Annotated in this window: 12 protein-coding genes; all 12 read left to right on the forward strand. The window is 46.9% G+C overall.

All coding sequences use genetic code 11. The features are described from left to right. Positions 1-476: 476 nt before the first annotated feature. The 12 genes from PP175_RS00870 to lysS all read left to right on the forward strand — a co-directional run bounded on the left by PP175_RS00870 (position 477) and on the right by lysS (position 11,512). On the forward strand, positions 477-1,244 hold the full coding sequence (locus PP175_RS00870) for a type III pantothenate kinase (protein ID WP_272441042.1): 768 nt from the start codon (positions 477-479) through the stop codon (positions 1,242-1,244). 101 nt (positions 1,245-1,345) lie between these two features. Beyond that, positions 1,346-2,227 carry an Hsp33 family molecular chaperone HslO gene (gene hslO, locus PP175_RS00875; protein ID WP_272441043.1) on the forward strand — a complete coding sequence of 294 codons (882 nt, stop codon included), beginning with the start codon at positions 1,346-1,348 and terminating at the stop codon, positions 2,225-2,227. 76 nt (positions 2,228-2,303) lie between these two features. Continuing rightward, positions 2,304-3,239, forward strand: a complete 936-nt coding sequence (gene cysK / locus PP175_RS00880) for a cysteine synthase A (RefSeq protein WP_272441044.1) — start codon at positions 2,304-2,306, stop codon at positions 3,237-3,239. 125 nt (positions 3,240-3,364) lie between these two features. Next, entirely contained in the window at positions 3,365-4,852 is a 1,488-nt protein-coding gene (locus PP175_RS00885) for an anthranilate synthase component I family protein (protein WP_272441045.1), read from the forward strand. An 18-nt stretch (positions 4,853-4,870) separates the two neighbouring features. Next, a complete protein-coding gene (gene pabA, locus PP175_RS00890; protein WP_272441046.1) occupies positions 4,871-5,467 on the forward strand; it encodes an aminodeoxychorismate/anthranilate synthase component II in 597 nt (198 codons plus the stop codon). A gap of 8 nt (positions 5,468-5,475) precedes the next feature. After that, on the forward strand, positions 5,476-6,354 hold the full coding sequence (pabC, locus tag PP175_RS00895; protein WP_272441047.1) for an aminodeoxychorismate lyase: 879 nt from the start codon (positions 5,476-5,478) through the stop codon (positions 6,352-6,354). A gap of 45 nt (positions 6,355-6,399) precedes the next feature. Continuing rightward, positions 6,400-7,233, forward strand: coding sequence for a dihydropteroate synthase (folP, locus tag PP175_RS00900; protein ID WP_272441048.1), 834 nt, complete (start codon positions 6,400-6,402; stop codon positions 7,231-7,233). A 3-nt stretch (positions 7,234-7,236) separates the two neighbouring features. Next, positions 7,237-7,611, forward strand: coding sequence for a dihydroneopterin aldolase (gene folB, locus PP175_RS00905; RefSeq protein ID WP_272441049.1), 375 nt, complete (start codon positions 7,237-7,239; stop codon positions 7,609-7,611). A gap of 1 nt (position 7,612) precedes the next feature. Then, positions 7,613-8,116 (forward strand): 2-amino-4-hydroxy-6-hydroxymethyldihydropteridine diphosphokinase, encoded by a 504-nt coding sequence (gene folK / locus PP175_RS00910; RefSeq protein WP_272441050.1) that lies wholly within the window; start codon positions 7,613-7,615, stop codon positions 8,114-8,116. A gap of 108 nt (positions 8,117-8,224) precedes the next feature. Next, a complete protein-coding gene (gene dusB, locus PP175_RS00915; protein ID WP_272441051.1) occupies positions 8,225-9,259 on the forward strand; it encodes a tRNA dihydrouridine synthase DusB in 1,035 nt (344 codons plus the stop codon). 174 nt (positions 9,260-9,433) lie between these two features. Continuing rightward, positions 9,434-9,916 (forward strand): transcription elongation factor GreA, encoded by a 483-nt coding sequence (gene greA, locus PP175_RS00920; protein ID WP_272441052.1) that lies wholly within the window; start codon positions 9,434-9,436, stop codon positions 9,914-9,916. A gap of 84 nt (positions 9,917-10,000) precedes the next feature. Further along, positions 10,001-11,512: a lysine--tRNA ligase gene (gene lysS, locus PP175_RS00925; protein ID WP_272441053.1), complete on the forward strand. Its 1,512-nt coding sequence runs from the start codon at positions 10,001-10,003 to the stop codon at positions 11,510-11,512. Positions 11,513-11,577: the final 65 nt, after the last annotated feature.

The following is an 11,577-nucleotide window of genomic DNA, read 5'->3' on the forward strand; positions in this document are numbered from 1 at the left end:
TTTATATGGATAGTTTAGGTGCTTCACAGTGTTGAAGTGCCTTGAGCGATTGTTTAAATGGGACCTCCGGTCCGACACCCAAGGAAAACATCGTGAGGCACATGTCCGCACCTTTCTTCCCCCTGTGAAGCGTGTGGAACAGAGGGCGAAAAGACCGGCAAACTGCCTCCATCATTGAGATACCCAGATGTTGCACCTAAACGGTATAAAGGAATCTAGGGCCATTGTCTGCGCTTACGCTTGAAACTGACCAAGATTCCCTAATGTTGGTCCGTCCGTCGTTCCACAAAGCGGCCGTAAAAACTTCTATGAGGGGAAAGGAGAGAGCGGCATGGCCCACGATGTTTTTCTCACTATACTTTTTAGAGGTTTAACGGTATTATACTGATTATTGGCATGATAAAGGCAGCTATGGATGCCCATGTAACCGCATTCCTGCTGCGCATTTAAACAAGACAAAACGGTAGGTGGGAACCATGCTCTTTGTAATTGACGTAGGGAACACGAATGTTGTGCTTGGTGTTTTTGAGGGTAATGAGTTAACGCAGCACTGGCGAATTGGAACAGACCGCACGAAAACGGATGACGAATTCGGCATGCTGGTAAAGAACCTTTTTACCGATAAGGGCCTTAGCTTTGACCAGGTGGAAGGGGCGATTATATCCTCTGTTGTTCCACCGCTTATCTCGCCTTTGGAAAGAATGTGTGAGAAGTATTTTAACCTTAAGCCGATGGTTATTGGCCCTGGACTTAAAACTGGCCTTAAAATAAAAGCGGATAATCCCCGGGAGATCGGGGCAGACCGGATTGTTAATGCGGTGGCGGGCATCCACGAGTATGGCACGCCGCTTATTATCGTAGACTTCGGCACAGCCACAACGTTCTGTTTTATTGATGAGGAAGGTGGCTACCACGGGGGAGCGATTGCACCGGGGATATCCATCTCAACAGAGGCGCTTTACAGCCGTGCAGCTAAGCTTCCGCGCATTGAATTAATGAAGCCGCCCAGTGTAATAGGCAGAAACACCATACACGCGATGCAATCCGGAATCGTGTTCGGCTTAATCGGGCAGGTCGATGGCATTGTGCGCATGATGAAGAAGGAAACTAAATCCAATCCCCGGGTCATCGCTACAGGCGGTCTGGCGTCTCTTGTAGAAACCGATTCAGCGGAAGTGGATACGGTAGATTCCTGGCTTACCCTTAAAGGGCTCCGCCTTATTTATGAGCGAAATAAAAAATAATCGTATTTCACTTTCAACCTGCTGGTCATGTGCGGCAGGTTTTTAATGTTCACAGCTAACTGTGGTAAACTAACCATGATATAATGGAGGAGGAAGAGAATATGAGTGATTATCTGGTGAGAGGTACAGCATTTGACGGCTTTTTGCGCGTATTTGCTGTGCGTACAACGGATACGCTGCGTGAAATACAGCGCAGGCTTGACACCTGGCCGATAGTCAGCGCAGCTTTAGGAAGAACATTATCTGTAGGCGCCATGATGGGAGCTATGCTTAAAGGTGAAGAACGTTTAACAATAGTAGTCCGCGGTGGCGGACCTGTCGGGCAGGTCGTCGTTCACGCCGATACACAGGGGAAAGTCAGCGGTTATGTCACCAATCCACATGTGCATTATGATTTAAACGATAAAGGAAAATTAGATGTTGCCCGGGTGGTGGGAAAGGACGGCACAATCATCGTCACGAAAGATCTTGGTTTAAAGGAACCGTACCAGAGTAGCAGCCCCATTGTTTCCGGGGAAATAGGTGAAGATTTCACGTATTACTTTGCGGCGTCTGAGCAGACCCCTTCTTCTGTCGGTGTGGGCGTATATGTTGAGAATGACAATACGATTCGTTCCTCCGGCGGTTTTATTATTCAGGTTTTGCCAAATACACCGGAAGATATGATTAAGCGCCTTGAACACAGGTTGGCTGCAACCCGCCCAATTTCAACACTGGTGGATGAAGGGTTAACGCCTGAGCAGATACTAGAAGAGGTGCTTGGCGAGGAAGCCAACATTCTTGATCGACATGATGTAGTTTTCGACTGCCACTGCTCCCGCGATCGAATTGAGAGAGCGTTAATCAGCCTTGGGGAAGAAGAACTTACGGCCATGATCGAGGAAGATAATGGAGCGGAGATGACCTGCCAGTTCTGCAAGGAAGTTTACCATGTTTCTAGAGAGGAATTAGAGGAACTTCGAACAGAGGCGCGGAAGTTATAATTGACTGAAAAAAAAGAAGTTGGTATAATTTAAATAAAATCCTATAGACATAGTCAGGATTGTGGGAGGGACTTAAATGCGGGTAGCTCAAAACATAACCGATTTAATCGGTTATACACCCCTTGTGAAACTAAACAAAGTTACAGATGAAAACGAAGCAAACATTTATCTTAAGCTCGAATATTTCAATCCCGGCAGCAGTGTAAAGGATAGGATTGCCCTCTCCATGGTTGAAGCCGCAGAAAAGGACGGCAAGCTTAAAGAAGGTATGACAATCGTCGAACCTACAAGCGGTAATACCGGAATTGGACTTGCTATGGTGGCTGCAGCCAAAGGCTACCGTGCAGTGCTTGTTATGCCAGATACAATGAGTATGGAACGCCGCAACCTGCTTCGCGCTTACGGAGCAGAACTTGTTCTGACTCCAGGAGCCGAAGGCATGAAAGGAGCTATCGGCAAAGCTGAAGAACTCGTTAATGAGCACGACGACTACTTTATGCCGCAGCAATTTGAAAACCCGGCAAACCCTAAAGTACACCGTGAAACCACTGGGAAGGAACTTCTTGACCAAGGTGAAGAAATCGGCGGCATTGATGCGTTCATCTCCGGCATTGGTACCGGCGGAACGATATCAGGTGTTGGGGAAGTGCTGAAGGAAAAATATCCGAATGTTCGAATCGTTGCTGTGGAGCCAGCCTCAAGCCCAGTTCTTTCCGGCGGAAAACCAGGCCCTCATAAGATTCAAGGTATCGGTGCAGGCTTTGTGCCAAAAACACTGAATACTGAGATCTACACAGATATTGTTCAGGTTGAAAATGATGAAGCGTTTGATATGGCCCGTCTTGTTGCCAAGCAGGAAGGCATTCTTTGCGGCATTTCTTCCGGTGCAGCTATTCATGCCGCGCGCAAATTGGCCAAAGAATTAGGCCCTGGCAAAAATGTAGTGGTCATTATTCCAAGTAACGGCGAACGTTATTTAAGCACACCGCTATATCAATTTGACGAAGAGTAATACCTCTTATAAGAACCCTCTGCCGATTTAATGCGCCAGAGGGTTTTCTTTTTTATAAATAGAAAGTATTCTTTTTACTAGATAGGCCTTACATGGCTAGACTGCATAATACAGGGTGGGGATTCATGGTAAACAATCGGGAACAGGTAAAGAAGTGGCTACTAATGTATAAGCGTGTGCCGGTATGGGAAAAGGTGAGCTCGTCATCGGTGGATCCATGGTCATTATATGTAAGGATTACTAGGGGCCAGCCTTACGGATTTATTATGGAAAGCGGCCGTTCAGGCCGATACACTTACGTCGGCACAAACCCCGGACAAACCATTCAAATCAAAAACAATCAGGTTAAAGTGAGCGGAATGCCAGCTTATACAAGTAAGCAAGACCCGATGGCCATTATCCGGGAGTGGATGGACCATCCATCTTCACCTCATTCATCCGAACTTGCTGGTTTCTCGCTGCCTGATTGGGCTGGAGGCGCGATTGGGTATCTTAGTTACGATATGGTTAAGTATTATGAGGCAATACCAATTAAGGCAAAGGATGATTTGGAACTGCCGGACGTCTATCTGATGATGGCAGATGAACTGTATGCTTTTGATCAGCTGACAGGTGACATTTATCTAATTGTATATGTGGGAGAGAACGCGCGTTTGTCTGGTTTCGAAGAAGGGGCACAGCGAATTGCTTACATGGAACAGATGCTAAAGGAGGCAATTTCGGATTTTGACAGTCAGCTCGCGGAGCAGGCGGTAGATTCCACTGCGGAGCGTTTAATTGAAAAGTCCTTCGATCAACCAGAATTTGAGGAAGCTGTACGCAAAATCCAGGAGTATATAGCGTCAGGTGATGTATTTCAGGTAAACTTGTCTGTGCGGCAAGCCAAAACCATGGATGTATCGGCAGAACAGGTATACAGCATTTTGCGCCGGATAAACCCTTCTCCTTATATGGGCCTGCTTCGGTTTCCTGAATTTCAGCTGGTTTCTGCCTCTCCTGAGCTTCTTATTCAGGTTAAAAGCAACAGCCTCAGCACAAGGCCCATAGCCGGGACCCGCCCGCGAGGAAAAGACGGGGAAGAAGATAATTTACTTGTGGCAGAACTGCTGGAGAACGAGAAAGAAGCAGCGGAACATATTATGCTAGTTGATCTCGAACGCAATGACATTGGCCGGGTTAGCAAGTATGGTTCAGTTGAAGTAAATGAGCTAATGGTTGTGGAAAAATATTCCCATGTTATGCATATTGTTTCAAATGTGATTGGTGAACTGGCAGACGGTAAGGATATGTATGATGCTATCATCAGTACATTTCCCGGGGGCACCATTACGGGAGCGCCTAAAGTTCGGACAATGGAAATTATTGAAGAGCTAGAACCTGTAAAGAGGGGCCCTTACACCGGTTCTATGTGCCTGTTTGGTTTCTCAGGTGATGCGATATGCAACATTATCATCCGGACACTTATTGCAAAAGATGGCAAAGCCTATGTCCAGGCTGGGGCAGGGATTGTGATTGACTCCAGCCCAAAAGCGGAGTATTATGAATCATTAAAGAAGGCTGAAGCCTTATGGCGAGCCCTTTCGTTAAGCCAAGTTGAGCGCAGCAAAGTATAAGTTGAGAGGAGAAGAGCAATGATTCTAATGATTGATAATTACGATTCATTTACGTACAACATTGTCCAGTACCTTGGGGAATTAGGGGAAGCACTACATGTGGTACGCAACGACAAAATAACATGTGACGAGATTGAGAAACTGGACCCTCACTGCATTGTGATTTCGCCGGGGCCATGCACGCCAAATGAAGCAGGGATAAGCTTGGAGGCTATTCGGCGTTTCGCTGGAAAAATTCCTATATTTGGCGTATGCCTGGGCCATCAATCCATCGCTCAAGTTTTCGGCGGAAAGGTAATCAGGGCAGAGAAGTTAATGCACGGGAAGACTTCTGCGATCCACCATGACGGACGGACCATTTTTGAGGGGCTCCCTTCACCTTATCGGGCAACACGCTATCATTCGTTGATTGTAGAGAGGGAAAGCCTGCCGAATTGTTTAGAAATATCGGCAGAAACGGCTGACGGCGAGATTATGGGATTGCGCCATCGCACGCTGCAAGTTGAGGGTGTACAGTTTCACCCCGAATCCATTATGACTGAACATGGAAAGCAGCTGCTTCACAATTTTCTAACTCGCTGTCAGGGGCGCGAAACGTCCGCCACAGGAGCTTGAACTAGACGATGAATATATTTATGGATGGCCGCATCATTTCAGCGGCAGATGCTGTGATCTCACCCTTTGATCACGGCTTTCTTTATGGACTTGGTTTGTTTGAGACGTTACGTACATATCAGGGAAGGCCGGCTCTCTTTTCAGATCATTACAGAAGGCTGGCGCTTGCTGCGGAGGAAATCGGCATTGCTTTAACAATGAGTGAAGCCGAATTGGAGAATGCTATTCATACAACAATGGAAGCGAACCGTTTACAGGATGCCTATATCCGCGTGGACTTAACAGCAGGTAAAGGAGACATTGGTCCGTACGCAGGGGTATATGAAAGCCCTTCCTGGTTGATCTTCGCCAAACCACTTCCTGTATTTCCACCGGACTTTTATCGAACGGGAAAAAGGCTGCAGGTTCTGCAAACGAGGCGCAATAAGCCTGAAGGGGCCTGGCGTTTCAAATCCCACCATTTTATGAACAATCGATTGGCGAAACGTGAGATAGGTTCCGATCCGTTGGCAGAGGGATTGTTTTTAACACAGAAAGGTTTTCTTGCTGAAGGAATTGTATCCAATTTGTTTTTTGTTTCCCAGGGTGCGCTTTCTACACCGGCCATTGAAACGGGCATTCTTCCGGGTACCCGCCGGGCTTACGTCCTGGAAATAGCAAAAGAAATGGGCGTGCGTGTTGAAGAGGGATATTATTCATTGGAAAGCCTGCTCGCCGCAGATGAGATCTTTTTAACAAATGCAGTTCAGGAGATTGTACCGGTTAATTCCGTTAGCTATGTTACAGGGCATGGACAAACCAAACGGCAGGAAATCGGCAGAGGTACAATTGGATACCATACAGACTTATTTCTAAATCGTTACCGCAGAGGGATTTTGAATAAGTGAATGTCGTTTGTCCATGCCAATTTATTTTGCAGGGAGGAGTAGGCGATGAGCGTTATTAACGCTGGACCTTATACACTACCAATTGATAAGCGGACCGTTGTAATGGGTATTTTAAATGTAACGCCTGATTCTTTTTCAGATGGCGGCAGATTCAATACGATCGAACAAGCTCTTGAGCATGCCCGGCAGATGGTGGCAGATGGTGCGGAGATTATCGATATTGGCGGGGAATCGACCCGGCCTGGGCACGAACCGGTAGGGGAGGAAGAGGAACTACAACGTGTTATCCCGGTAATTGAGCGGCTTTCCCGGGAAATAGAAGTGGTGCTCTCCATTGATACGTATAAAGCGAAGGTGGCGTCTGAAGCGATTCGTGCAGGGGCTCATATCGTAAATGACGTGTGGGGGGCCAAGGCAGATCCGCTAATGCCAGAGGTAATGGCTGAACTAGATGTCCCGGTCATTCTTATGCATAACCGAAATAATAAAGAATATACGGATTTTATGCGGGACGCGCTTCAGGATATCCAGGAAAGCATCTACATAGCACGGCAAGCCGGTGTCCGAGATGAAAACATTATACTGGATCCCGGGATCGGGTTCGCTAAGACGTATAAGCACAATTTAGAGATGATGTATAAATTGGACCGCCTGGTCATGCTTGGTTACCCCGTTCTGCTCGGCACTTCCCGGAAAACGTTTATCGGAAATGCGCTTGGCCTGCCTGTGGAGGAAAGAATGGAAGGAACTGCTGCAACGGTTGTTCTTGGGATTGAGAGAGGGTGCCGGATTGTACGCGTGCATGATGTAAAACCCATTACCCGCCTTTGTCGAATGATGGATTCTATGCTTAACGGTTGGCGGGAAAACGAGGAGTAGAATATGGATAAGATACTATTCAACCGAATGGCGTTTTATGGCTACCATGGGGCGTTTAAAGAAGAAAACACACTCGGTCAGCGCTTCTATGTGGATCTGGAACTATTCCTGGATTTAGCAAAGCCTGGCCACAGTGATAAACTAGAAGATACGGTTAATTATGCAGACATCTATACAGCCGTCCGCGCAATTGTAGAGGGAGAACGGTATGAGCTAGTGGAGGCTGTGGCTGAAAGGATAGCCGATAAAATTCTTGCTGAATTCCCCTTAATTCAGCAGACACTTGTTCGCGTTATCAAACCCGATCCGCCTATTCCCGGTCATTACGAATCGGTTGCAGTGGAGATTAAACGTAGCCGTTCTGGGCGAGAATCGTAGTATGCATACTGTTTATCTGGGGCTTGGATCCAATATAGGCGACAGAGAATACTATCTGGCGGAAGCTGTCCGAAGGCTAGAGGACAGCGGGGTGAGCATTAAAGTATGCTCGTCCATTTATGAGACGGCTCCTGTCGGCTATGTTGAGCAGGCTGCTTTTCTCAATATCGTGGTACTAGGCAAGACTGATCTGTCTGCTAAGGACTTGCTTGGAAAAACACAGGATATTGAACGAAGCCTGGGAAGAACAAGGGATATCCACTGGGGCCCCCGAACACTTGACATTGATATATTGCTCTATGACAGCGAACAACTGAAGTGGGAAGAACTTCAGATTCCTCACCCCAGGATGGTAGAGAGAGCCTTTGTCATTGTGCCACTGGCGGAAATTGCACCTGACATTTGTATTCCCTTAAACGGTGGAATCACGCCCGCTTCTCTCCTTCCTTTCATGGAAGGAAATGAGGGGGTAAAACAATGGAAACACTTGGTGTGGGCAAAATAGTTGATTAATGACGCCACTATGTTTTAATATAATGGGATGACTATATTGCAATAGGTTTATGGGAATATAACGCCTGGAATATGCAGGCTATGTTTGGAAGGTGGGAACATGGCTAACCTTAAAATAGGAAATGTTGAATTAAAGAATAATGTTGTACTGGCTCCGATGGCGGGTGTCTGCAATCCGGCGTTTCGCTTAATCGCGAAGGAATTCGGAACAGGCCTTGTATGTGCGGAAATGGTCAGCGACAAAGGGATTGTACACGGAAACAAGAAGACGATAGAAATGCTGTATGTAGATGAACGTGAGAAACCGCTTAGCCTTCAGATTTTTGGCGGGGATAAACAAACGCTTGTTGAAGCGGCGCAATACGTTGATCAGCATACAAATGCAGATATTATTGATATAAATATGGGCTGTCCGGTTCCGAAAATCGTGAGCTGTGATGCAGGAGCCCGCTGGCTGCTTGAGCCGAGCAAGATTGAGGAAATGGTTTCTGCGGTTGTTAAGGCCGTTTCCAAACCGGTTACAGTAAAAATGCGGATTGGCTGGGACGATGAGCATGTATACGCAGTGGAAAACGCCCGGGCAGTGGAGCGGGCTGGGGGGCAGGCAGTAGCTGTCCACGGCCGTACTCGTGTTCAAATGTACACAGGAACCGCGAATTGGGATATTATCCGCCAGGTAAAAGAGGCTGTTTCCATCCCTGTTATCGGGAACGGGGATGTGTTTACCCCGGAAGATGCCAAACGCATGCTGGATGAAACCGGCTGTGATGGCGTTATGATCGGGCGGGCGGCATTAGGCAATCCGTGGATGCTGTACCGGACTATCGAATATTTAACGAACGGTACGCTTCCTTCCGATCCAACGGCGCGGGAAAAGATTAACGTAGCCATTCTTCATTTGGACCGGCTTATTAAACTTAAGGGCGAACACATTGCCGTTCGGGAGATGCGCAAACATGCGGCCTGGTATTTAAAAGGGCTGCCGGCTTCGGCCCAAATTCGTGACCAGGTTAACGAGCAGGAAACGCGAGAAGGAATGGTAGCTCTCCTGCATGCCTATGTAGACAGGGTGGAAGCAAAAATGTCAGAGAAGATGGCTAAACTTGAGGAGCGGCAGGCGGAAGTTGTTCTTTAATTAAATTTGACAACAAACTGCACCTACCATATAATACCTTCATACTGTTAAGAAGGCTGCCAGTGAATTCACTGGCAGTTTCATCTATCTATTGCATAAAGTTGGAGCAATTGACATAAACTCTACGGAGATATTGACGAGCTCTTAGAACGAGTTTTAACGGGGGAATGTACAATGACGGAAAAAGAAGTAATTTTAACCGCGGCTGGTTTGCAGAAGCTGGAAGAGGAACTTGAACAACTGAAAACGGTTAAACGCCGGGAAGTGGCTCAACGGATTAAAGAAGCGATTAGCTTTGGCGACCTTTCCGAGAACTCTGAATATGAAGAGGCCAAAAATGAGCAGGCCTTTATTGAGGGCCGTATCATTACGCTTGAAAAAATGCTGCGCAATGCCCGGGTTATTTCTGATGACGATGTAAACACCGGAATTGTAAGTGTTGGTTCAACTGTTCGCGTAAAAGACCTGGAGTATGGGGATGAAATGGAGTATACTATTGTGGGATCTGCGGAGTCTGATCCTATGCAGAATAAGATTTCCAATGAATCACCAGTAGGCATTGCGCTTCTTGGCAAGTCCAAAGGCTCAACCGTTGATGTAAACGTGCCTGCTGGCGTTATTCGTTATGAGATTCTGGATATTATTGTTAACAAATGATGCACTCACAGGAGCTCCTTCGATATCGTAGGAGCTTTTAATAAGTTAGAGGATGATAAATGGTTTGAGGAGTTGAATTTAAGCATGGCCCGTGAAGAGGAATTAACAGAACAAGAACAAATAAGGCGTGAAAAGCTGCAGGCCATACGCGAAATGGGAATCGACCCGTTTGGCGAACGGTACGAGCGCACGCACACGGCACAACAGATTCTGGACGAGCTTGCTTCTCTTGATAAGGAAGAGATCGAAGCGAAGGGCGTAGAAGTGAAAATTGCCGGCCGGATTATGACAAAGAGGGGCCAGGGGAAGGCAGGCTTCGCTCACATTCAGGACCAAACCGGACGCATACAAATTTATGTGCGCCAGGATCAGGTGGGCGAGCAGATGTATAACGTCTTTAAAATGTGTGACCTTGGCGATATTGTCGGTCTGACAGGCGTGGTTTTCAAGACAAAAACAGGAGAGACAAGCGTTAAGGCAAGTGAATTTATCCTGCTAAGCAAGTCGCTTCGGCCTCTTCCAGAGAAGTTCCACGGGTTAAAGGATGTCGAAACCCGCTATCGGAAACGTTACCTTGATCTAATCATGAATCCTGAGGTTAAAGATACGTTTATCGCCCGCAGCCATATTCTTCAATCTATGCGCCGTTATCTGGATGAGCGGGGATACCTTGAGGTGGAGACACCTACTATGCACAGCATAGCTGGTGGAGCTGCAGCGCGTCCGTTTATTACGCATCATAATGCATTGGATATGCGCTTATATATGCGGATTGCCACAGAGCTTCACCTTAAAAGGTTAATCGTAGGCGGACTTGAAAAAGTGTATGAGATCGGCCGCATTTTCCGGAATGAAGGCATATCAACCCGCCATAATCCTGAATTTACTTCGATTGAATTGTATGAGGCTTATGCGGACTACCGTGACATTATGCGGCTTACAGAGGAACTGATTGCCCATATCGCACAGGATGTTTTCGGTACCACCACTTTTAATTACCAGGGAAAAGAAGTCGACCTGAAGCCGCAGTGGAAGAGAATTCATATGGTGGATGCCATTAAGGAAACCGTGGGTGTCGATTTTTGGCCGCAGATGAGTGATGAAGAAGCGCATGAACTGGCCAAAAAACATAACGTACCGGTAAGGCCGGGCATGAAATACGGGCATATTGTAAATGAGTTCTTTGAGCACTTTGTGGAGGAAACACTTATTCAGCCTACCTTTATATACGGGCATCCCGTGGATGTTTCACCGCTTGCCAAGAAAAATGGGGAAGATGAGCGGTTTACCGATCGGTTTGAACTTTTCATCGTTGCCAGAGAACACGCAAATGCGTTTACCGAGTTGAATGATCCGGTGGATCAGCGTCAGCGGTTTGAAGCGCAATTGCTTGAACGTGAAGCAGGTAATGATGAAGCGCATATGATGGACGAAGATTTCCTTGAATCGCTTGAGTATGGCATGCCGCCGACAGGTGGACTGGGAATCGGGATTGACCGCCTTGTTATGCTCTTAACAGATTCTCCGTCTATCCGGGATGTTCTTTTGTTCCCTCTCATGAGAGAACGCTCAGCAAATGAACAAGAAGAGGAATAAATAGAGCGTTCAAGGGGCTGTCTAAAAAGTCCATTTAAGAGTAAAATGCACTCAAAACAAAAGCC

The sequence above is a fragment of the Aneurinibacillus sp. Ricciae_BoGa-3 genome (assembly GCF_028421645.1).
Classification (GTDB): Bacteria; Bacillota; Bacilli; order Aneurinibacillales; family Aneurinibacillaceae; genus Aneurinibacillus_B.